This is a genomic window from Streptococcus phocae, from assembly GCF_001302265.1.
In the GTDB taxonomy this organism is placed as follows: domain Bacteria; phylum Bacillota; class Bacilli; order Lactobacillales; family Streptococcaceae; genus Streptococcus; species Streptococcus phocae.
In genome coordinates, this window is the sequence record NZ_LHQM01000010.1 from 161,141 (window position 1) to 182,471 (window position 21,331).

General features: G+C 39.9%; 21 protein-coding genes. 14 read left to right on the top strand and 7 right to left on the bottom strand.

Annotation, left to right across the window (positions count from 1 at the left end; all coding sequences use genetic code 11):
• Window positions 1–70 precede the first annotated feature (70 nt).
• The 3 genes from AKK44_RS03450 (at window position 71) to AKK44_RS03460 (ending at window position 2,581) form a co-directional block, all read left to right on the top strand.
• Window positions 71–574, top strand: a complete 504-nt coding sequence (locus tag AKK44_RS03450) for a FliH/SctL family protein (protein WP_054278528.1) — start codon at window positions 71–73, stop codon at window positions 572–574.
• Window positions 575–908: 334 nt separating this feature from the next.
• Window positions 909–1,901: a YSIRK-type signal peptide-containing protein gene (locus AKK44_RS09345; RefSeq protein WP_054278529.1), complete on the top strand. Its 993-nt coding sequence runs from the start codon at window positions 909–911 to the stop codon at window positions 1,899–1,901.
• Window positions 1,902–2,176: 275 nt separating this feature from the next.
• On the top strand, window positions 2,177–2,581 hold the full coding sequence (locus tag AKK44_RS03460; protein ID WP_054278530.1) for a PaaI family thioesterase: 405 nt from the start codon (window positions 2,177–2,179) through the stop codon (window positions 2,579–2,581).
• A gap of 68 nt (window positions 2,582–2,649) precedes the next feature.
• On the opposite strand, the gene AKK44_RS03465 is transcribed toward AKK44_RS03460, so the two are convergent.
• Both AKK44_RS03465 and AKK44_RS03470 read right to left on the bottom strand, forming a co-directional pair.
• Window positions 2,650–4,134: a DUF1846 domain-containing protein gene (locus tag AKK44_RS03465; protein WP_054278531.1), complete on the bottom strand. Its 1,485-nt coding sequence runs from the start codon at window positions 4,132–4,134 to the stop codon at window positions 2,650–2,652.
• Between the two features lie 130 nt (window positions 4,135–4,264).
• Entirely contained in the window at window positions 4,265–4,624 is a 360-nt protein-coding gene (locus AKK44_RS03470) for a thioesterase family protein (RefSeq protein WP_054278532.1), read from the bottom strand.
• A gap of 113 nt (window positions 4,625–4,737) precedes the next feature.
• Between AKK44_RS03470 and AKK44_RS03475 the strand changes: the two genes are divergently transcribed.
• From AKK44_RS03475 to AKK44_RS09090, 4 genes are all read left to right on the top strand, one after another.
• Window positions 4,738–5,454 carry a pseudouridine synthase gene (locus tag AKK44_RS03475; RefSeq protein WP_054278533.1) on the top strand — a complete coding sequence of 239 codons (717 nt, stop codon included), beginning with the start codon at window positions 4,738–4,740 and terminating at the stop codon, window positions 5,452–5,454.
• Window positions 5,455–5,612: 158 nt separating this feature from the next.
• A complete protein-coding gene (locus AKK44_RS08640) occupies window positions 5,613–5,741 on the top strand; it encodes a DUF4044 domain-containing protein (protein WP_081949145.1) in 129 nt (42 codons plus the stop codon).
• Between the two features lie 52 nt (window positions 5,742–5,793).
• Window positions 5,794–7,107 carry a GTPase ObgE gene (gene obgE, locus AKK44_RS03480; protein WP_037595514.1) on the top strand — a complete coding sequence of 438 codons (1,314 nt, stop codon included), beginning with the start codon at window positions 5,794–5,796 and terminating at the stop codon, window positions 7,105–7,107.
• Window positions 7,108–7,168: 61 nt separating this feature from the next.
• On the top strand, window positions 7,169–7,330 hold the full coding sequence (locus tag AKK44_RS09090; protein WP_037595512.1) for a hypothetical protein: 162 nt from the start codon (window positions 7,169–7,171) through the stop codon (window positions 7,328–7,330).
• Here the strand turns inward: AKK44_RS09090 and pnuC are convergent.
• The 3 genes from pnuC to AKK44_RS03500 form a co-directional block, all read right to left on the bottom strand.
• Window positions 7,327–8,025 carry a nicotinamide riboside transporter PnuC gene (gene pnuC, locus AKK44_RS03490; RefSeq protein WP_054278534.1) on the bottom strand — a complete coding sequence of 233 codons (699 nt, stop codon included), beginning with the start codon at window positions 8,023–8,025 and terminating at the stop codon, window positions 7,327–7,329. The two genes, AKK44_RS09090 and pnuC, sit on opposite strands and share 4 nt — an antisense overlap.
• A 94-nt stretch (window positions 8,026–8,119) precedes the next feature.
• Complete coding sequence (locus AKK44_RS03495) at window positions 8,120–8,860, bottom strand: amino acid ABC transporter ATP-binding protein (RefSeq protein WP_037595508.1); 741 nt, start codon at window positions 8,858–8,860, stop codon at window positions 8,120–8,122.
• Window positions 8,860–11,037 carry an ABC transporter substrate-binding protein/permease gene (locus tag AKK44_RS03500; RefSeq protein ID WP_037595507.1) on the bottom strand — a complete coding sequence of 726 codons (2,178 nt, stop codon included), beginning with the start codon at window positions 11,035–11,037 and terminating at the stop codon, window positions 8,860–8,862. Before AKK44_RS03500 ends, AKK44_RS03495 begins: the two co-directional genes overlap by 1 nt.
• Window positions 11,038–11,226: 189 nt before the next feature.
• Between AKK44_RS03500 and uvrB the strand changes: the two genes are divergently transcribed.
• The 7 genes from uvrB (at window position 11,227) to AKK44_RS03535 (ending at window position 18,923) form a co-directional block, all read left to right on the top strand.
• The gene (gene uvrB, locus AKK44_RS03505; protein ID WP_054278535.1) at window positions 11,227–13,218 is read left to right on the top strand and encodes an excinuclease ABC subunit UvrB; all 1,992 of its coding nucleotides are present in this window, start codon (window positions 11,227–11,229) and stop codon (window positions 13,216–13,218) included.
• A 249-nt stretch (window positions 13,219–13,467) separates the two neighbouring features.
• Complete coding sequence (locus tag AKK44_RS03510; protein WP_054278536.1) at window positions 13,468–13,611, top strand: teichoic acid D-Ala incorporation-associated protein DltX; 144 nt, start codon at window positions 13,468–13,470, stop codon at window positions 13,609–13,611.
• An 11-nt stretch (window positions 13,612–13,622) separates the two neighbouring features.
• The gene (dltA, locus tag AKK44_RS03515) at window positions 13,623–15,161 is read left to right on the top strand and encodes a D-alanine--poly(phosphoribitol) ligase subunit DltA (RefSeq protein ID WP_054278537.1); all 1,539 of its coding nucleotides are present in this window, start codon (window positions 13,623–13,625) and stop codon (window positions 15,159–15,161) included.
• A complete protein-coding gene (gene dltB, locus AKK44_RS03520; protein ID WP_054278538.1) occupies window positions 15,158–16,414 on the top strand; it encodes a D-alanyl-lipoteichoic acid biosynthesis protein DltB in 1,257 nt (418 codons plus the stop codon). Before dltA ends, dltB begins: the two co-directional genes overlap by 4 nt.
• A 17-nt stretch (window positions 16,415–16,431) precedes the next feature.
• The gene (gene dltC, locus AKK44_RS03525; RefSeq protein WP_054278539.1) at window positions 16,432–16,671 is read left to right on the top strand and encodes a D-alanine--poly(phosphoribitol) ligase subunit DltC; all 240 of its coding nucleotides are present in this window, start codon (window positions 16,432–16,434) and stop codon (window positions 16,669–16,671) included.
• Window positions 16,664–17,914: a D-alanyl-lipoteichoic acid biosynthesis protein DltD gene (dltD, locus tag AKK44_RS03530; RefSeq protein WP_054278540.1), complete on the top strand. Its 1,251-nt coding sequence runs from the start codon at window positions 16,664–16,666 to the stop codon at window positions 17,912–17,914. Before dltC ends, dltD begins: the two co-directional genes overlap by 8 nt.
• A gap of 64 nt (window positions 17,915–17,978) precedes the next feature.
• A complete protein-coding gene (locus AKK44_RS03535; RefSeq protein ID WP_054278592.1) occupies window positions 17,979–18,923 on the top strand; it encodes an alpha/beta hydrolase in 945 nt (314 codons plus the stop codon).
• A gap of 59 nt (window positions 18,924–18,982) precedes the next feature.
• Here AKK44_RS03535 and AKK44_RS03540 read toward each other — a convergent pair whose 3' ends face one another.
• The gene (locus AKK44_RS03540) at window positions 18,983–19,819 is read right to left on the bottom strand and encodes a sugar ABC transporter permease (protein WP_037595497.1); all 837 of its coding nucleotides are present in this window, start codon (window positions 19,817–19,819) and stop codon (window positions 18,983–18,985) included.
• Window positions 19,819–21,180, bottom strand: coding sequence for a carbohydrate ABC transporter permease (locus tag AKK44_RS03545; RefSeq protein ID WP_054278541.1), 1,362 nt, complete (start codon window positions 21,178–21,180; stop codon window positions 19,819–19,821). The genes AKK44_RS03540 and AKK44_RS03545 overlap by 1 nt, the downstream gene beginning before the upstream one ends.
• Window positions 21,181–21,331: the final 151 nt, after the last annotated feature.

A 21,331-nucleotide genomic window follows, 5' to 3' on the forward strand; every position in this document is an offset into this window, starting at 1 on the left:
ATAGTGTAGACTTGATAAGGTATAAACTTATGCTAATTAAGTTTGTACAAGTTGTATAAAGGAGAGAGAAATGTTTAAACAGTTAAAAAATAATGAAGGAAATACTTCAAAAGAGAACAAAGGCTTTTCAATTAAGGCATTGACGTTTGGAGTAGCAGTTGTAGTCATTGGATTAGTATCTTTAGGACTAGGAGGACACACGGCATTTGCGGAGACGATGACGTACCCATCTTTAAAAAGTGATAACGTTGGCTATCAGCAAGGATTTAATGCTGGTTATCAGAAGGGATTTGAGGTTGGTTATCTTGACCCTTGTGCTGAGGCAAGTAAGCTAGAGGACAAGAGGAATGATTACAAGCCTAATGATGAGACAAAACAAGAAAAAGGATATGATGATGGTTATGGGACTGGTTTTCATGAGGGTGTTGAAGCTGGACAAGCAAATAGGAAAAAAGGAAATATGTTTTTCACTAGAAAGAGTTGGTGGCGACGCTTCGTTGATAATATCCAAGACTCATGGTGGAATACTAAAAACTGGTGGGAACACACCATGGGGCCAAAAAAAGACAGTTAAATAATAGATATCAAACAACCTGCTTCCTAAATTTTAAGGGAGTCAGGTTGTTTTATTTTGGGTCCGTTCACTAATAAGCCCTACAAAAAGACTCATTTTCACAAGAGATGAGTTTTTCAGAGTAAATATCAATCAAAAAAATTCCGAAGTAAATGTTAATAAAATATCAATCAAATATTTAAAAATTAGTGTTTTTTAGTATAATTAAATAAAAATAAGTAAAAAAAGCAAAAAAAGAAATTATTTATTGACTAAAAAAATAAAAAGGTTAAAATAAAACTATAAAAAATAATTTTAATCTAATTTTATGCTCTTGAAATTAAAGGAGGAACTTATGTCTAACACTAAAAAAGTGACTTATTTGCTACGTAAATCAGCTTTTGGCTTGGTTTCTGTATCCGCAGCCTTCATTTTGGCAACTTCTACCGGACAAACTGGCATCTCCGCTGATACTGTTATGGAAAATGAAAGTGAATTTCTAGCAGAAGCAGAAACTATCCCATATCTACCAGAAATCACACCAGTTGAGGTTAATGATGATGAATTTCTAGCAGAAGCAGAAACTATCCCATATCTACCAGAGATCACACCAGTAGAGGTTGATGATGATGAATTTTTAGCAGAAGCAGAAACTATCCCATATCTACCAGAGATCACACCAGTAGAGGTTGATGATGATGAATTTCTAGCCGAGGCAGAAACTATCCCATATCTACCAGAGATCACACCAGTTGAGTCTAAAGCTTTCACTCTATCTTCTGAAACCAAGGAACCAGGAATTCCCTACCCACTTCCCTTAGATTCTGAAGTTGGGCCATTAATTCCTGAATTCGAGGAAGATTCTATTCCCTACCCACTTCCTTTAGATTCTGAAGTTGGGCCATTAATCCCTGAATTCGAGGAAGATGCAATTACTTACCCGCTTCTTTTAGATTCAGAAGCGATTCCATATGAAGCAACATTACAAGACGAAAACCTTCCAGGACTTGCAGAAGCAGAGACCATTCCGTCACTTCCAGAAGCAGAAACTATCCCATCACTTCCAGAAGCAGAAATTATCCCATCACTTCCAAAACCAGAGATTGAAAAACTATCGCAACAAGCTGAGCATGACACTATTAAGCCAAAAGCAAAAGCAGATATGCCAATGACTCATGTTGCTCCTGCAGCTCAGAAAGCTCCAAACATGATGGCTAGCCAAGCAATGTCATCAGCTCACTTGCCATCAACAGGTGATAGTACAAATCCATTCTTTACCGCGGCAGCAGCAGCTGTAATGGCAACTACAGGATTGTTAGCGGCAACAGCTAAACGTAAGGAAGACTAAGTTTAGGCTAATTACCATCAAGAGTAAGCGTCTCTTGCGACCTCACTCAAAAAACAATTACTGAAAAAAGAACTCCCTATTATAGATGGTGTGACCATTCGTCATGCTAGCTATCGTAAGGCGGTTCTTTTATTTTGGTCTTATCTCTGAGTATCACCACGCTATTGGTTTATCATTTTGTGTAGAGTTAATCTCAATCCTTTATCAATCAGATCTTTTTATAGTATAATATGTTTTGTGGCATTGCCTATATTGAGATAGAAAAGAGAGTTATTATGACAGAAATACCAAATCCTATAACATTAGATGTTGTCAGTGCTTTTGAAAACTATACTATTGATGTGTTCGAACATGGGCACGTTATTTTATCAACAGAAGTTGTTGAATCTTCTTTGAACTATTACGGCAAAACCCATGGTGGCTACTTATTTACCCTGTGTGATCAAGTAGGAGGGCTTGTTGCAAGGTCGGCTGGAGCTACAGCTGTTACTTTGCAAGCCAATATTCATTACCTCAAACCAGGTAACCTAGGAGAGCGCTTATTTGTTGAAGGAAACCTTATCCATGGTGGGCGGACTACGCAGATGGTCGAAGTGACTGTAACCAATAAAGAGGGTGTTGCTTTGACAAAAGTGAGCATCACAATGTTTATCATTGGAGACAAGACCACTAAAAAATAAAGAAACCTTACTAGTCAAAAGACCTTACGCTTATAAACGTAAGGTCTTTTTGATTAGCGGAATAACACTTACTGATGATAGAGCTTGTCATGTTGGTAAACAGGGTCAAAAGTCACGTTAATGCCTAATTGGCGTAGAACGCTTTTATCTTCGTCAGTTAGGGTCACAGTAGCATGTACTTCACTGCCTTCAAGGTTTCCAAGCTCTTTCATAGCTAAATCTGCATCAGTGTTTGTCCGAGCAGTGATAGCTAGGGCAATCAGAATTTCATTGGCGTGCAGGCGAGGATTTTGATTGCCTAAGTGGTTAACCTTAAGCGCTTGAATCGGTTTGACATACTCAGGCTCAATGAGGTGCGTATTTTTTTGGATATGTGCTAGTGTCTTGATGGCATTGATCAACACACTAGCCGTTGGAGCAAAGAGATCAGACGTTTTACCTGTCACAATCTGCCCATCAGGCAGTTGTAGAGCCAGGGCAGGTTGGCCTGTCAGCTCTGCCTTTTGGCGAGCTACAACAGTGACTTGCCGGTCATCTGGGCTAACACCGATATCATTCATTAATAGTTCTATTTTTTTCACCGCTGATTCAGAGACACGCTCTGCTTTAAAATCGACCAGTGTTTGGTAATAGCGACGAATGATTTCTTGTTTTGAAGCTTCGATGGCAGTGTCGTCATCAATAATTGAAAAACCAACCATATTGACTCCCATATCAGTAGGAGAAGCATACGGTGATTTGCTGAGAATGCGCTCAAAAGTTCGATTTAAAACGGGGAAAACTTCGATATCACGATTGTAATTAACAGCAGTTTGCCCATAAGCTTCCAAATGGAAAGGGTCAATCATGTTAACGTCGTCTAAGTCAGCAGTGGCTGCTTCATAAGCAAGGTTGACCGGATGGTGAAGCGGCAGGTTCCAGACAGGAAATGTTTCAAACTTGGCATAACCAGACCTGATGCCGTTTATCTGGTCGTGGTACATTTGAGACATGCAGGTGGCTAATTTACCAGATCCTGGTCCAGGAGCTGTTACCACAATCAAATTACGACTCGTTTTGATGTAATCATTTTCCCCCATTCCTTCAGCAGATATGATGTGTTTAATATCGGTAGGGTAACCTGCGATAGGATAGTGAAGGTAAGATGGGATGTTGTTTTTAGCCAGTTGTTTGCGAAAGGCATCTGCAGCGGCTTGATTAGCGTACTGCGTAATCACAACAGAGCCGACATAAATTCCCATAGCGTTAAAATGGTCAATTAAACGAAAGACTTCTTGGTCATAAGAAATTCCTAGATCTCCACGAACTTTAGAGTGTTCAATGTTATTGGCATTGATGCTAATAACGATTTCCACCTCGTCTTTGAGTTCTTTTAATAACTTGATTTTGTTATCAGGCTCATAGCCTGGTAAGACACGGGCAGCATGGTAGTCTTCAAGCATTTTACCGCCAAACTCCATGTATAATTTGCCGTCAAACTGATTGATACGCTCGAGAATGCGATCACGTTGCAGCGCTAAGTATTTGTTTGAATCAAAAGCAATATGTTTCATAATAGTCATCACCTCTGTTACAAATTATAGCAAAGAAATGTAGAGAAGCAAACTATTTTCAAGCCAAAGCCTTTTGATGACGTTTGCAGATTAGCAAGTGGATGTTAAAAGGTTAGCCGAGGCTAACCTTTTACAGTTTTTCCATGAAAGCCGAGCTGTTGATGCGGACACGAGTATGATGCGCCTTACCGATGAGTTTGTTACCAACAAAGGCTTCGAGTTCAAATTGATACTTCCGACCTTCCTCGTGGAGGCTAGTAATATTAACCGTAACGGCATCTCCAATGCGAGAAGCAGCTAAATGTTGCAGAGCAATTTCACTGCCAACAGTGGTTTGGTCGTCAGTCAAATTTTCTTGGACAAATGCATAGGCTGCATTTTCCAAAAAAGCCACTAGAGCAGGTGTCGCCAAAACCATCAGTCCTCCAGAACCAAGTGATTTGGCAGAGTGCTTTTCATCAGTTTGATAGACATGTGAATAGATAGGCATAGTGTTCCTCCTTTGATAAGAATATTATAATACATTAAGCGCTTACAGTCATGGAATAACTGTCACTTATGCTATACTATAGAAAAGATAAGTTAGAATTAAAGAGGAATAAGATGCGTTTAGATAAATTTTTGACAGCTGTTGGTTTAGGAAGTCGAAGTCAGGTCAAAGAGCTATTGAAAAGCAAGCAAATCACTGTCAATGGGCACTTACAGACCTCGCCTAAGGTTCACATCGATGAAACTAAAGATCGGGTCACGTACCAAGGACAGGTATTACATTATGAGACATTTGTTTATTATATGTTGAATAAACCTGCGGGGGTGATCTCGGCAACAGAAGATCCAGCTCAAAAAACCGTCTTAGATTTATTAGATGATACTGCTAGGCAAAAAAAGGTATTTCCTGTTGGTCGTCTAGACAAGGACACACACGGGTTATTATTGTTGACTAACAATGGGCAGTTGGCCCATGACCTTCTTTCTCCTAAAAAGCATGTCCCAAAAACGTATCTGGCTAAGGTAGCAGGTGTCATGACCCAAAATGATTGTGAACGCTTTGCAACAGGAATCGTTTTAAAGGATCACACCTGTTTGCCTGCTAGGTTAGAGATTATCGATCAAGAGATAGCAGACAATCATTGCCTTGCGAAAATCACTTTAAAAGAAGGAAAATTTCATCAAGTGAAGCGCATGGTCGCTGCTTGTGGAAAAGAAGTCACAGATCTCCAAAGAATTAGTATGGGGCCATTAGAGCTGGATCCTAACTTGGAGCAAGGGAATTTCCGTCGATTGACTGATCAAGAAGTAAGGCAATTGCTGAAAAATTAATAGTCAGCCAGCAAAGCTTGGCCCAGTATCGTTTTAGTGGCAATTAAACTGGCTAAAGATGGCCGAGCTAGTCGGCTAAGCTTGCGATATAGTTGCTTAATATGGCTATTTATGTTAAAATAATATAATAAAAAAATCAATAAGATGAGGTAGTTAAAGTGGCATTTGGAGAAAGTGGACCTCGTAAAAAAACGACATTTGAAAAAGTAACAATGGTTGTTGTCATCTTGATGGTTCTTGTAACTGTCGGTGGCCTTATTGCGGGAGCCCTATCGGTATTGATGTAAAAAAACGCTGAAAGGCGTTTTTTTAAAGTAAAAGAAAGTTTGAGAAAAAAGTATGAGTATGTTTTTAGATACTGCTAAAATAAGTGTCCAAGCAGGGCGTGGTGGAGATGGTATGGTGGCCTTTCGCCGGGAAAAATACGTTCCAAATGGTGGCCCTTGGGGCGGAGATGGTGGTAAAGGTGGCTCAGTCGTTTTTAGAGTGGATGAAGGCCTACGCACCTTAATGGATTTTCGTTATAATCGTAAATTTAGGGCCAGAGCTGGTGAAAACGGTATGAGCAAAGGCATGCACGGACGTGGGTCTGAAGACCTGATTGTTTCAGTTCCTCAAGGAACCACAGTTCGTGATGTTGAAACAGGAAAAGTTATTACAGACTTGGTGGAACATGGGCAAGAATTCGTGATTGCTACTGGAGGCCGTGGAGGCCGTGGTAATATTCGTTTTGCAACGCCACGAAATCCAGCTCCAGAAATTGCCGAAAATGGAGAACCAGGCGAAGAGCGCCAATTAGAATTAGAGCTTAAAATCTTAGCTGATGTAGGCTTGGTAGGTTTCCCATCAGTTGGTAAATCGACGTTATTAAGCGTTGTTTCGTCGGCTAAACCTAAAATTGGTGCTTATCACTTTACGACAATTGTTCCAAATCTTGGAATGGTTCGTACAAAATCTGGTGATAGTTTTGCGATGGCTGACTTACCAGGATTAATCGAAGGCGCTAGCCAAGGTGTTGGTCTAGGGACACAGTTCTTACGCCACATTGAAAGAACACGCGTGATTTTACACGTGATTGATATGTCAGCTAGTGAAGGGCGTGACCCTTATGATGATTATGTTTCAATCAACAATGAGCTAGAAACCTATAATCTTCGCCTGCTAGAGCGTCCTCAGATTATCGTGGCTAATAAAATGGACATGCCTGGGTCAGAAGAAAACCTCAAGGCATTCAAAGAAAAATTGGCTGCTGAATATGATGAATTTGAAGTAATGCCAATGGTCTTTCCAGTATCTAGTTTAGCCCATCAAGGCTTGGATAATTTATTGGAAGCAACCGCTGACTTACTTTCTAAGACCGATGAGTTTCTTCTTTATGACGATACCGACTTGGCTGATGATGAGGCTTACTATGGCTTTGCTGGCGATGATAATTCCTTTGACATTAGTCGTGATGATGATGCCACTTGGATATTGGCTGGTGAAAAACTAGAGCGTCTCTTTGTCATGACCAATATGGAACGCGATGAATCCATCATGAAATTCGCCCGTCAATTGCGTGGCATGGGCGTCGATGAGGCCCTTCGTGCGCGTGGTGCCAAAGATGGTGACCTTGTTCGAATTGGTAACTTTGAATTTGAATTTGTTGACTAATGTGTCAGCCTCAACAGAAATGACGCCAAATCTTTAGTCCAATGATTTAAGGAGGGGTCTTATGGGAGACAAACCCATATCATTTAAAGATAAAGACGGCCGATTTGTTTCAGCCGCAGATATCTGGAATGCTGAAAAACTAGAAGAATTATTTAATTTGCTCAACCCTAATCGAAAGATCAGACTTGAGCGGGAAAAACTATCACAAAAGGATGAGGCTTAATGCCCCATCCTTTTGTGATGCTCTTGTTTTTGTCGTAAGTTAAGCCAACTCGTAAAGGTATAAATATCATTGACAAAGAAAGTCACAAAACAACTGACAATAGCATATTGTCCAATGTCTTGGCGCGCAGCATATAACCATAAGAGAATCAAAACCAAATCATTTAGGCTATAGGCTAAGGCAAAAAACGGGCTGCGCTTGTAGCTTAGAAAAACTGCTGAAAAAGAGGTTGCAATCGATAAGGTGGATACCAAGAGGTAATTGGTATTGAAATAAGCTAAGATAAAGTAGAAAACTGTCGTAACAACCAAAGTACCTAACACAAGTTGCCCCCAATCTTTGAGACGCAACCGAGAAATGGTTACTTGTGATTTGTTGCCTTCAAAGGGGTGTGTCAACCAAGAAAATAAAGAGAAGATCGCCATGGGCAGAGTCATCAAAGTATAGGTTAACAATTCTCCGTAGTAACCATTTAGAAGGGCTAGATAGGCATAAATCAAGGAAAACACAATCACTAAGCCTTGTCCAATGGGGTTGGCCTTGGCATTGAAGACTAATGAAGTAACGCCAATCAAAGAAGCAGTCAAAGCTAATGGTGACTGACTGCCAAAAAGGAGATTTGTCGTCAAAATGAGAGTCACTGATGATAACCACAGTGTCCACTCTGTTTTTGTAAAATAGGTTAAATAAGTCATAGTCCTATTCAAACATAGGAAGCGGTATCTGTCAATATCAGCTTTTTCATAAAAAAACCTCCGTAGCCATTTTCAGGGTACGGAGGTAGTGAGACTAAACATTTAATACTTTATCTAAAAATTCGATTAAGCGAGGGTGTTTAGGATTATCAAAAATATCTTCAGGCGTACCGTCTTCTAGGAATTGGCCACCATCGGTAAAAATAACGCGATTAGCGACTTGTCTAGCAAATCCCATTTCATGCGTCACAATTAACATAGTCATGCCTTGTTTTGCCAGGTCACGCATTACGTTAAGAACATCTCCTACCATTTCAGGGTCCAAAGCAGAGGTAGGTTCATCAAAGAGCATGATGTCAGGATTCATGGCCAAGCTTCTAGCAATAGCCACACGCTGTTTTTGACCACCAGATAGGCTGCCAGGATAAGCGTCAGCCTTGTCGGCTAATCCAACTTTTTCAAGCAAGGCAATACCATGCTTTTTGGCAACTTCCTTAGACTCTTTACCAATTTCAACGGGTGCAAACATGATGTTTTCGAGAACAGTCATGTGAGGAAATAGGTTAAAGTGTTGGAAAACCATACCGATATTTTCTCTTGCTTTGTCAATATTCGTTTTAGGGTCAGACAATTCAAAGCCATCAACAACAACTTTACCACTTGTGATTGTCTCTAGTAGGTTTAACGTGCGAAGGAAGGTTGACTTTCCAGAGCCAGAAGGACCGATGATACAAACAACATCTCCTTCATAGAACTTGGCATCGATACCTTTTAATACTTCATTTTGTCCAAAAGATTTGTGCAAATCTTGAACATCAATTTTTAATTCTGCCATTAATTAAGCCTCTTTTCTAAACGTTTTGCAAGTCGCGTTAAGAGTGTGATCATAATCAAGTAGATGATGGCTAAAATAGCGTACATACGAAATGATTGATAGTTTCTTGCAATAATGATTTTTCCGGTTTGGAAAAGCTCAACTAAACCGATTGCTGAAACAATAGTGGTGTCTTTTAGAGAGATGACAAACTGGTTGATAAAGTTTGGTAACATGACTTTGACAGCTTGTGGCAAGATGACTTTTCGCATGGTCTTACCATAGGTCAGTCCCAGACTTCGACTAGCTTCCATTTGTCCTGGAGGGACTGCTTCGATACCACCACGAACAATCTCTGCAATATAGGCACCTGCGTTTAGAGATAAGGCGATAGTAGCAGCGACAAAATCATTGATTGGTGATTGGTGACCAGTCATGCTTTCGATGAGGTTAGGAACACCCCAGAAGATGAATGCAGCAACAATCATCAAAGGAACTCCTCGTACCACATCTACAAAGACAGTGGAAATCACTCGGAATGTTTTAGATGGAGATACCGCCATCATTCCGAAAATCACACCGATAACAATTGCAATTGCAAATGAGATGAGGGTTAGGCTCAAGGTTGTCCCTAGTCCTGCCCATAATTGTCTATAGTTATTAGATAACAATCCTGAGATTGTTGATTCGTCAACGCTTTTATCAGAAGTCTTAGCTGCTTCTTTTGAGTTGAGGTAGCGATTAACGATGGTGTCGTACTTACCAGATTGTTTGAGGGCTGCTAAGCCATTGTTAAACATTTGAACGAGTTCTGGATTTGTTCCTTTTTTAACGGCAAAGCCATATTCACCAGAAGGTTCACCTTTAATAGGTGTTTCAAATTTACGTCCTTGTTGGATAGCGTATTTTAAAATGGCTTCATCGTCCATGAGTGCATCAATAGATCCAGAATTTAAACTGTCATACATCGAAGACGCTTCATCAAATGCTTTTAGGTGATAGTCGTATTTCGATTTATTTTTTTCAAGGAAGTCGTAAGAAGCAGTGCCTTTTTTAGCCCCAACAGTCTCACCTTTTAAGTCTTTATAAGACGTTACTGGGCTTCCTGATTTAACGCCTAGCAAAATATTTGATGTGTAGTAAGAATCAGAAAAATCAAAAATACCACGTCGTGTAGGTGTAATGGACATGCCAGCGATGGCGCCATCAGCCTGTCCAGATTGGACTGCGTTCAACGCAGCATCAAAACCAGGATTGCTCATTTCAATTTTGAAACCTTGCTGTTTGGCAATAGCTTTCATGAGGTCCATGTCGATACCGACGTATTTACCCTTGTCGTTTTGGAATTCAAAAGGAGCAAAAGAAGAATCAGAAACAATTTTATAGGTTGCTTTGACAGGAGTTGCCTTAGCGTTTGCGTCGCCAGTAGTTTCTCCTGAGGTCATTTTAGCATCAGTGCCTAGCCATTTTGACATGATAGCTTGGTAGCTTCCGTCAGCTTTCATATCATCTAGGGCAGTATTGAAATCATTAATCAAGTAGTCATATCCGCTACCTTTTTTGACAGCAAATCCAAAACTTCCAATTGCTTCGCCTTTCATGTTAATCGCGAGGTCTTGGTTTTGGTTGATGGCAAATTGGATAACAGGCTCATCGTCCATCACAGCAGCAATCGATCCAGCTGATAGGCTATTGTACATCAAGTCGCCAGTATCGAAGGTTTTAACCTTATAACCGTATTTCTTTTTGTACTTGTCTAAAAAGGATTGAGCAGCAGTGCCGTTTTTAACACCAACGGTTTTTCCTTTTAAATCTTTATATCTTTTGACTGGATTTGCTTTTCTGGTTGCAACTACAATCTTGGTATCGTAATAAGGGTCTGAGAAGTTAAAGACTTTTTTACGTGCCTCAGTAATTGTTGTTCCAGCCATTAGAGCATCGGCTTGACCAGATTGGATAGCGTTGACAGCGGCATCAAAACCTGGGAAGGTCATACTGATGTCCCAACCTTGACGTTTGGCTACTTCATTAATAATATCAACGTCAATTCCTTTATATACTTGGTCTGAATCTTTGAATTCAAACGGTGCATAGGCTGTATCAGAAACAATATCAATTGTTTCTGCGCTTGCCATACCGCCCGTCATCATAATGAAGGACAATATCGCAAGCATTAATGCTTTTAATTTGTGTGTCATGCTAGTCTCCTTATAGAATTAAAAAATATTCTTAATTATAGCAAATATCTTTCTGATAAGCAAATAATTTTGTTTCTCATGTCATAAAATGTAACATGTGATAAAATTATGCTCTAGTAGTCCACAAAAGAAATTCTTGTCTTGCTATGTTAAAATAGGTATTAAGTACAGACGTGTAAAGGGGAATATATGATTGATAAACGAGATTTTAAAGCGTTTAAATTGGTGTCAAAATACGAGCCATCAGGGGATCAACCCAAGGCTATCGAAGCCCTAGTTGATAATATTGAAGGTGGCGAGAAAGCTCAGATATTACTAGGGGCAACAGGAACAGGAAAAACCTACACCATGAGTCAGGTTATTAGTAGGGTCAACAAACCAACCTTGGTCATTGCACATAATAAAACGCTAGCAGGGCAGCTTTATGGGGAATTTAAGGAATTTTTCCCAGAGAATGCCGTTGAATATTTTGTGTCCTATTATGATTACTATCAACCCGAGGCTTATGTGCCATCTAGCGATACCTATATCGAAAAAGATAGTTCAGTAAATGATGAGATCGACAAATTACGTCATTCTGCGACCTCGTCTTTATTAGAACGAAATGATGTTATTGTTGTGGCTTCTGTTTCTTGTATTTATGGTTTGGGTTCTCCAAAGGAGTATGCTGACTCTGCAGTTAGTTTGCGTCCGGGTCAAGAAATATCCAGAGACCAATTGCTAAATGATTTGGTTGATATTCAATTTGAGCGTAATGATATTGATTTTCAGCGGGGGCGTTTTCGCGTCAGAGGTGATGTGGTTGAGGTTTTTCCTGCTTCACGAGATGAGCATGCTTTTCGCATTGAATTTTTTGGAGACGAGATTGATCGTATCCGAGAAATTGAGAGCCTAACAGGCAAGAATCTAGGAGATGTTGAGCACTTGGTCTTGTTTCCCGCAACTCACTTTGTGACCAATGATGAGCACATGGAGCAGTCTATTAGAAAGATTCAAGCCGAACTCAAAGAACAGCTCAAACTTTTTGAATCAGAGGGCAAATTGCTAGAAGCGCAACGCTTAAAGCAACGCACAGAATATGATATTGAAATGCTACGTGAAATGGGATATACCAACGGTGTGGAAAACTATTCAAGGCACATGGATGGTCGCCGTGCAGGAGAGCCGCCTTATACCTTGTTAGATTTCTTTCCAGAGGATTTTTTAATCATGATTGATGAGAGTCACATGACTATGGGGCAAATCAAGGGCATGTACAACGGTGACCAAGCTAGGAAGCAAATGTTGGTAGACTACGGTTTTCGTTTGCCGTCAGCACTTGACAATAGGCCACTTCGCCGTGAAGAGTTTGAGAGTCACATTCATCAAATTGTCTACGTCTCAGCGACACCAGGAGATTACGAGCGTGAACAAACAGATACTATTGTTGAGCAAATTATTCGTCCAACAGGGCTATTAGACCCAGAAGTTGAGGTGAGACCAACCATGGGGCAAATGGATGACTTGCTAGGAGAGATTAACCTCCGGGCACAACGTGGAGAGAGAGCCTTCATCACTACCTTGACTAAAAAGATGGCAGAAGACCTGACAGATTATCTGAAAGAGATGGGCGTCAAGGTCAAATACATGCACAGCGACATCAAAACCTTGCAACGAACAGAAATTATCCGAGACCTTCGCTTGGGCGTGTTTGATGTTTTAATAGGAATCAACCTGCTTCGTGAAGGGATTGATGTGCCCGAGGTTAGCTTGGTTGCGATTTTGGATGCAGACAAAGAAGGATTTTTGAGAAACGAGCGAGGGCTTATCCAAACAATCGGAAGAGCCGCTCGAAACTCAGATGGCCACGTGATCATGTATGCCGATAAAATTACAGACTCGATGCAGCGAGCCATGGATGAAACGGCACGTCGTCGTGAAACGCAGATTGCTTACAACAAAAAACATGGCATTACACCAATAACCATCAAAAAAGATATTCGCGATTTGATTGGTCTATCAAAGCCAGCTGAAAGCGAAGACATAGGCATCGAAGCTAGCTATGAAACCATGTCTCGCTCAGAACGCCAAGCAGCTCTTAAAACCCTAGACAAGCAAATGCACGAAGCTGCTGAACTGCTTGATTTTGAAATGGCGGCTCAGATTCGCGATTTGATTTTAGAGCTAAAAGCAATGGATTAATGATTTTCTTAAACAGTACAATACCCTAACCAGCCGTTTGCTAGCCCAGTGCTATGAAAACGGCTATTCTTTTGCAACTGGGATTGCTATTGGTAAGGATATTTTGCTATAATATAACATGGTTTACTGGAGCGTTCCATTAAATTATTTTTCTTTTTTAGAAATTAACTTTTAGCTTGTCAAGCGAGCGATTTTGAAGTAAAATTTTTATTATATTATGTCACTAATACAAGAAGGTAAAAAGGTAAAATGTTAAAAAATAAATCAACAGCAAAAACGATTGTTGTCTTTATTGGTAAGATAGCCTTGTTCTACGTGATTTTGATGTTGCTAGTCTATTTCTTTGGTTATTTGGGACATGGTCAGAGTAACTTTATCTATAATGAATTTTAGGAGATTGACTAATGATTAATGATATGATTGAAAGAATCGAGTATTTTGCCAAAACCCAGCCAAACTTCCCAGTCTATGATTGTTTAGGGGAACGTCGCAGTTATGGGCAATTAAAGGAAGATTCTGACAGTATAGCATGTTTTATTGATACCTTAGAACTGGCAGAAAAAAGCCCTGTATTAGTCTTTGGTGCTCAAAGTTATGACATGTTGGCAACTTTTGTTGCCTTGACGAAAACGGGACATGCCTATATCCCAGTTGATGTGCATTCTGCGACCGAGCGGATATTGTCAATCATTGAGATTGCAAAACCAAGTTTGGTTATCGCTATTGAAGCATTGCCTGTAACAATTGATGGGGTCAGAGTCATTTCCTTGTCAGAGATTGAAACAGCTAAGCAGTCTAAGTCTTGTTTCGAGCTGACAAGCCCTGTCAAAGGAGATGATAATTATTATATTATTTTCACCTCTGGAACCACTGGACAACCTAAAGGTGTGCAAATTTCACATGACAACTTGTTAAGCTTTACGAATTGGATGATTTCGGATGACGCTTTTGCGATTCCTAATCAGCCTCAAATGCTTGCGCAACCGCCATACTCTTTTGATTTGTCAGTCATGTATTGGGCTCCGACCCTAGCTCTTGGGGGTACCTTATTTGCCTTGCCAAAAGAACTGGTGACTGATTTTAAAAAATTGTTTGGCACGATTGCTCAATTACCAGTTGGGATTTGGACGTCGACCCCATCTTTTGCTGACATGGCTATGCTGAGTGATGATTTTTGCCAAGAAAAGATGCCTCACTTAACCCATTTTTATTTTGATGGTGAGGAGCTGACGGTCTCTACGGCTCGAAAATTATTTGACCGCTTTCCTAATGCCAGAATTGTCAATGCATACGGCCCTACAGAGGCAACGGTAGCCTTATCAGCCATTTCTATTACAAAAGACATGCTTGACCGTTATACTCGTTTGCCTATTGGGTATCCAAAACCGGATTCACCAACTTACATCATTGATGAAGACGGCAACGCCCTACCACCAGGGCAGCAAGGTGAGATTATTGTGACAGGACCAGCTGTGTCAAAAGGTTACCTCAACAATCCAGAAAAAACAGCTGAAGCCTTCTTCACGTTCAACGGCCAACCTGCTTACCATACTGGTGATGTGGGTTCGTTAACACCAGACAATATGTTACTTTACGGTGGACGCTTGGATTTTCAAATTAAATACGCTGGCTACCGCATCGAATTAGAAGATGTGTCTCAGCAATTAAATCAGTCGCCTTTAGTGGCCTCTTCGGTCGCTGTTCCAAGGTATAACAAAGAACATAAGGTGCAAAATCTTTTAGCCTATGTTGTTTTGAAAGACGGTGTCAAAGACAACTACGCTAAAGAACTAGATTTGACAAAGGCCATTAAAGCATCTGTAAAAGATCACATGATGAGTTATATGATGCCTTCGAAATTTATTTATAGAGATCAGTTGCCATTAACGCCTAACGGAAAGATCGATATCAAATCACTGATAAATGAGGTCAACAACCGATGATGACTTTCTTTGATCATATCCCTTATTTAGATCCGTATGGCAACCCCATCTATTTTGTTTATCTTATTTTAGCCTTTCTTCCTGTTATTATTGGTCTTTTCAATAAGAAACGGTTTGAAGTCTATGAAAGCTTGGTCAGTTTAGCCTTTATATTATTTATGTTTGGAGGCGAGCATTACCATCAATTATTTGCGTTTTTGTTCTACCTCTTTTGGCAAATCGTTAGTGTTTTGGCCTATAAGACCTACCGACAAAGAGCTAATCATACAGGGGTTTTCTACTTAAGCATTTTGATTAGTCTTTTTCCACTCATCTGTGTTAAGGTATCGCCTTTGATGGCTAGTCCAGGGCACTCTCTCTTTAGTTTTTTAGGAATATCATACCTAACCTTTAAGAGTGTGGGCATGATTATTGAAATGCGTGATGGGATATTAAAGGATTTTGAGTTAAAAGACTTTATCCGATTTATGATTTTTCTGCCTACCTTTTCTAGTGGGCCTATCGATCGTTTTAGACGGTTCCAAGAAGACTATAAAAACTTACCAGATCAAGATGATTACTTGTCCATGTTAAACAAGGCTGTCATGTATATTATGCTTGGTTTCTTATATAAACATATCATTTCCTACTGCTTAGGCGGGTTATTGTTACCTGTTCTTCAAAGTAAAGCACTAGCTGCAGGAGGGTATTTCAACAAAGAGACCATTGCGGTCATGTATGTTTATGGCATTAATTTGTTCTTTGATTTTGCAGGGTACTCAATGTTTGCCATAGGGATATCTTATTTATTGGGAATTAAAACCCCTGAAAATTTCAACAAGCCTTTCTTATCTCCAAACTTAAAAGAGTTTTGGAATAGATGGCACATGAGTTTATCCTTCTGGTTTAGAGATTTTGTCTTTATGCGGTTGGTGCATAGTTTAATCAAGCATAAAGTGTTTAAAAATCGAAACGTGACCTCAGGTTTTGCCTATCTCATCAACATGCTTGTCATGGGATGTTGGCATGGTCTAACCTGGTATTATATCGCTTATGGTCTGTTTCATGGAATCGGTTTGATTGTTAACGATGCTTGGATTCGAAAGAAAAAAGAAATCAATCGAAATCGGAAAAAACAAGGGAAACTCCCTTTGTTCCAGAGCAGGGCTTTCCACCTAATATCAATCGTGGTCACTTTCCACGTTGTGATGTTTTCACTCTTGCTATTCTCAGGTTTCTTGAACGAACTCTGGTTTGGCAAACCACTATCATAAAAAAGGGAGTATGAGTAATGTCTACTAAAGAAACTGTAATTGAATTGTTTGATCGTTTGTTTATGGAAGATGTGTCTGATATGTTGGATGAAGACTTGTTTGATGCTGGGGTACTTGATAGTTTAGGAACTGTTGAGTTAATTGTTGAGTTGGAATCATTATTTAATATCAAGGTTCCAATTTCTGAGTTTGGCCGCGAAGACTGGAATACTGCCAATAAAATTATTCAAGGTGTCGAGGAATTAAAACATGCTTAAACGCCTTTGGTTAATCCTAGGTCCCTTAGTGATTGCTTTTGCTTTAGTTGTTATGACGATATTTAGCTTTCCCACAAGGTTGAAGCATTCTCTCATACAAGAAAAAGCGAACGCTGTTGCCATTACAGACAGTTCTTTTAAGAACGGTCTGATAAAACGACAGGCGTTATCAGATCCAAATCACTATTTTGTGCCATTTTTTGGGTCAAGCGAATGGAGTCGAATGGATGGCATGCACCCATCTGTCTTAGCAGAAAAGTACCAGCGGTCTTATCGTCCATTTCTTATAGGAAAAAGAGGGTCAGCCTCTCTGTCACAATATTACGGCATGCAACAGATTGCCCAAGAACTTAAAGGGAAAAAAGCAGTCTTTGTGATTTCACCACAGTGGTTTACCCCTCAAGGGATTAATCCAGGAGCAGTGCAACTGTATTTGTCCAATAGCCAAGTGATTGAGTTTCTTTTGAATGCTGACACAGGCCAAGAATCACGGTTTGCGGCCAAGCGTATGCTGCAAGTCAATCCAGGGGTTGCGAAATCAGAATTACTGCAAAAAATTAGCAAAGGCAAACCACTGAGTTCCTGGGAAAAGAAACTATTAGAGTTTCAACATCAATTGAGTTTGCGTGAAGAGTCGCTGTTTAGCCATTTTGCGCAGTCAGCTAATTATGACACGCGAATTGTTCCTCGTGTCAAGGGCTTGCCTAAGTCGTTTTCGTATGAGCGTCTAGGCCAAATTGCAACAAGGCGTGCTGCTGAAGGAACATCAAACAACCGTTTTGGGATTAAAAATACTTTTTACAGTAAGCGTATTGCGCCCCAAGTTCATCTGTACAAGAACTTTCAGCATAGTAATAGTTACATCGCTTCACCAGAATACAATGATTTTCAGCTAGTGCTTTCGGCCTTTGCCAAAAATGATACCGATGTGCTTTTTGTGATTCCACCGGTCAATAAGGCTTGGGCAAAATACACAGGTCTTAATCAATACAAGTATCAAGAAGCTGTTCATAAAATTAAATACCAACTAAATTCTCAAGGGTTCAAAAAAATTGCAGACTTTTCACGAGCGGGTGGTAAAACCTATTTTATGCAAGACACGATTCATATGGGATGGAATGGTTGGTTAGCTTTTGATAAGGCGGTTTTGCCCTTCATAGAAGAAGAGCAAGCACAGCTTAATTATCGCTTAAATCCTTATTTTTTGTCAGAAGATTGGACAAAAAGAACAAGAGGATTTTAATAACAACTGTTAGAATTGAGGACAAAACGTGTTCATTAGTGTGATACTATTTTTAACCCTTGTCATGGGGGGGGTGGTATTTATTGAATGCTATCAAAAACGGTCAGTATCAAGTTGGTTGATTGAAAAATTATTTGACTTACGCCGGTATAAACTTTCCAAGAAACCAGACAACTATCAAGGTATCGAAACTCAAAGACAGCGTCAGATTCCTTATCATTTAGATAATCCAGAAACCTTGGTTGGTTTTCCGACACAGGAATATGACGTTGATGGGATGCAAGTCTTTGTCATTAATGACCAAAAGACACAAGACCAGCCAATTATTTTTTATCTTTATGGCAGTGTTTACCTGCGTCGCCCGGAAAAGTTTCACTTTAAAACCATCAAGCAATTAATCACCTTAACCAATGCGAAATTAGTATTTCCTAATTTTCAAAAGGCCCCTTATGTGACTTATCAAGAAGTTTACCCCAAATTGGCAAAAGCTTACAAGCGGTATGCTCTAGCCAAAAAAGGAAACCAGACTAGCTTTATCGGTGATTCTTCTGGTGGCGGGATGGCCTTAGCCTTAGCCCAGTACCTACGAGATCATAAGGAAGCTCCGCAGCCTAGCCAGATTATCACCTTATCGCCCTGGTTAGATGTTAGCTTAGCAAATAGTGATTACCAGGAGCTTGAGCCGGTCGAAGCCTATCTGGATGCGCGTCGTCTCAAAGATATTGGCGAGCTTTGGGCAGGTGGAAAAGAAAGCATGACCCATCCTTATGTCAGTCCATTATATGGAGATTACCGAGGCCTTCCCAAAATTATTAGTTTTGCTGGGACACGTGAAATATTTCTACCAGACATCAAAAGGTTCCACGAAACATTGACACAACAAGAAGTTCCCAACCAACTCATTATAGAAGACAACATGATTCATGCCTATGTGATTTTCCCGATAAGAGAAGCTCGCAAAGCGCTTAGACAAATAGCAGCCTTTGTGTTAAAAGGGACTGAATCTTAAAAAATCTAATAACAGATTAAAAGCCTTTCCGAAATTTCGGAAAGGCTTTTAATAATTGTTTATTTAACAGATCCACCAGTAACACCTTCGACATAGTATTTTTGCATGACCATGAAAAGAAGGGTGATTGGAATGGCAATCAGAACAGAACCTGCGGTGAAGGCCATAAACCAGTTGTTGATAGTATCAGCTTGTAGCATTGAAAAGAGTCCAATGGCTACGGTGTACTTGCTAGTTGCATCGCCTAGGATGACTTGGGCAAAGATGAAATCAATCCAAGGTCCCATAAAGGCAATTAAAGCGGTGTAGACGATGATAGGTTTTGACAATGGCAAGGTGATTTTGAAGAAGATATCCATTCGTGTAGCCCCATCAATCATTGCTGATTCGTCAAGAGAGTAAGGAATGGTATCGAAAAATCCTTTAGCAATGTAAAAGCCAAGTGCTGCACCAGCTGAGTAAACCAAAACAAGCGCTGTCAAGGTTTGGGTAAGACCTAGAGCTTTTAGGATGTAATAAACCGCAATCATGCTCATGAATCCAGGAAACATGTTTAAGACAAGAGCAAGTTTTAAGAAACGGTTGCGGAATTTAAACTTGATACGGCTGAGAGAATAAGCCATAGCAACAGTGATAAAGGTTGAAATAATGCAAGTAAAGGTCGCAACAATCAACGTATTCATAAACCATCTGCCAAATGGAAACGTGTCATTGGTAAATAGTTTGATGTAGTGATCTAAGGTAAAATGTTTTGGAATAAAATAATCAACATAGGCTGTTCCTTCAGCACGAAAACTTGTCAGTACTACCCAAGCAATCGGCAAAAGCCAGACGATGGAGAGAATGGTTAAGATAAGATAAACTAGACTAAGCTGTAAGCGACGTTTATTTTTCATTATTTAGCTGCCCCTTCCTTGTATGATGCTGTTCTAGTGTATGCTAGTAAACTAAAGACGGCAGAAACCACGAAGATTAAGATACCGATAACAGAAGCTAGGTTGTAGTCAGCTGCTGTCAGTGTTAGTTTGTAGAGCCAAGTTACCAATAGATCAGTCGTACCCGCTTGGTAGTAGTGAGAGTTTGTTGGTCCACCACCAGTCAGGAGGTAAATAACATTGAAGTTATTAATATTTCCAATGAACTGTTGGATCAAGTTAGGTGTCATGATGATAAGAATTTGCGGGAAAGTAATGGATTTAAAGACTTGGAACTTACTTGCTCCATCAATTTCAGCAGCTTCAATCTGTTCACTAGGTAAGTTCATAATAATCCCAGTAGCAATCAACATGGTAAAAGGAATACCGATCCACATATTGACAAAGATAATAGAAAATTTCGCCCAAATCGGATCAGATAAAAATGGTAGTGACCCATTGATGATGCCTAATTTATTGAGAAGGGCATTTAGAGGTCCTTGGTCATTGAGCAAGTTTCTCATGATTAATAATGAAATAAACTGTGGCACAGCAATGGTGATAACAAAGATAGTTCGCCACATTTTTTTCAATTTTAGTCCTTTGGTATTAATCAACAAGGCCAAGATAATGCCAAAGAAAAAGTTGGTTACAGTGGCAAAAACAGCCCAAATCAATGTCCAAGAGAACACTGGGAAGAAGGTTCCCGCCAAACGCCCGCTAAAAATGTTGCTAAAATTAGCTAAACCAACCCAGTCAAATAGTGATTTTGGTGGCAGATGATTATGGTCAAAGTTTGTAAATGCCAAGCAAATCATGTAAACCAAAGGCAAGATGGTAAATAGCAAGACTCCGATAAGCGGAACCGCCATTAAGGTCATATGGAACCGACCATTAGCAAGGGTTAAAACGTCTTCTTTGAACGTTGGCACTTTTTTACCGTCTTGTTTGAGAAGGTAGATATTGCGAGCACTTTTGAGATTGCACCAATAAATATAGGCAAATACCAAACAAAAGATAATTGATGCGAGACCAAAAATTAAGATTAACATGGAATTGTCGCCATCAACAGCCACTTGAATGCTAATGCCATCAATGGTTTTTGTGGTCATTCCTTGTGTCTGTGTCCCAAGTGTAACTAATCCTGAGATGGCTGAAGTAATCTGAGAAAAAAAGGCAATAAGGAAAATCACCTGACTGACTAAAAAGAGGCTGCCTTTGATGAATTGTTTATTAGCAAAGTTAGCAAACCCCATGATTAGAGCAGATAGTTTAATGTCAAAACCACCTTTTTTCAAGGCTTCCATCACGGTTACTTGATTTGTCAAGCTTGAGTGAGTCATATATTCTCTCCTTTTGATGAAGATACAAGAGTGACCAACTGAGTCTCTCCTGCTCAGTTTTACAATAGCTAGGTGTTACGTAAACCTTTAAGCGGTTAAAAATTTACGTAGCACCAAGCTACTGACTTCAAATAAAAACAAGTAGGAGTGG

What these genes read in the sequence shown, in the direction of transcription:
- dltD (WP_054278540.1), top strand. Translation starts at nt 16,664, where the DNA reads ATGCTTAAACGCCTTTGGTTAATCCTAGGTCCCTTAGTGATTGCTTTT.
- AKK44_RS09090 (WP_037595512.1), top strand. Translation starts at nt 7,169, where the DNA reads ATGGGAGACAAACCCATATCATTTAAAGATAAAGACGGCCGATTTGTT.
- obgE (WP_037595514.1), top strand. Translation starts at nt 5,794, where the DNA reads ATGAGTATGTTTTTAGATACTGCTAAAATAAGTGTCCAAGCAGGGCGT.
- uvrB (WP_054278535.1), top strand. Translation starts at nt 11,227, where the DNA reads ATGATTGATAAACGAGATTTTAAAGCGTTTAAATTGGTGTCAAAATAC.
- dltB (WP_054278538.1), top strand. Translation starts at nt 15,158, where the DNA reads ATGATGACTTTCTTTGATCATATCCCTTATTTAGATCCGTATGGCAAC.
- AKK44_RS03500 (WP_037595507.1), bottom strand. Translation starts at nt 11,037, where the DNA reads ATGACACACAAATTAAAAGCATTAATGCTTGCGATATTGTCCTTCATT.
- dltA (WP_054278537.1), top strand. Translation starts at nt 13,623, where the DNA reads ATGATTAATGATATGATTGAAAGAATCGAGTATTTTGCCAAAACCCAG.
- AKK44_RS03465 (WP_054278531.1), bottom strand. Translation starts at nt 4,134, where the DNA reads ATGAAACATATTGCTTTTGATTCAAACAAATACTTAGCGCTGCAACGT.
- AKK44_RS09345 (WP_054278529.1), top strand. Translation starts at nt 909, where the DNA reads ATGTCTAACACTAAAAAAGTGACTTATTTGCTACGTAAATCAGCTTTT.
- dltC (WP_054278539.1), top strand. Translation starts at nt 16,432, where the DNA reads ATGTCTACTAAAGAAACTGTAATTGAATTGTTTGATCGTTTGTTTATG.
- AKK44_RS03450 (WP_054278528.1), top strand. Translation starts at nt 71, where the DNA reads ATGTTTAAACAGTTAAAAAATAATGAAGGAAATACTTCAAAAGAGAAC.
- AKK44_RS03460 (WP_054278530.1), top strand. Translation starts at nt 2,177, where the DNA reads ATGACAGAAATACCAAATCCTATAACATTAGATGTTGTCAGTGCTTTT.
- AKK44_RS03545 (WP_054278541.1), bottom strand. Translation starts at nt 21,180, where the DNA reads ATGACTCACTCAAGCTTGACAAATCAAGTAACCGTGATGGAAGCCTTG.
- AKK44_RS03475 (WP_054278533.1), top strand. Translation starts at nt 4,738, where the DNA reads ATGCGTTTAGATAAATTTTTGACAGCTGTTGGTTTAGGAAGTCGAAGT.
- pnuC (WP_054278534.1), bottom strand. Translation starts at nt 8,025, where the DNA reads ATGACTTATTTAACCTATTTTACAAAAACAGAGTGGACACTGTGGTTA.
- AKK44_RS03510 (WP_054278536.1), top strand. Translation starts at nt 13,468, where the DNA reads ATGTTAAAAAATAAATCAACAGCAAAAACGATTGTTGTCTTTATTGGT.
- AKK44_RS03540 (WP_037595497.1), bottom strand. Translation starts at nt 19,819, where the DNA reads ATGAAAAATAAACGTCGCTTACAGCTTAGTCTAGTTTATCTTATCTTA.
- AKK44_RS03470 (WP_054278532.1), bottom strand. Translation starts at nt 4,624, where the DNA reads ATGCCTATCTATTCACATGTCTATCAAACTGATGAAAAGCACTCTGCC.
- AKK44_RS03535 (WP_054278592.1), top strand. Translation starts at nt 17,979, where the DNA reads ATGGGGGGGGTGGTATTTATTGAATGCTATCAAAAACGGTCAGTATCA.
- AKK44_RS03495 (WP_037595508.1), bottom strand. Translation starts at nt 8,860, where the DNA reads ATGGCAGAATTAAAAATTGATGTTCAAGATTTGCACAAATCTTTTGGA.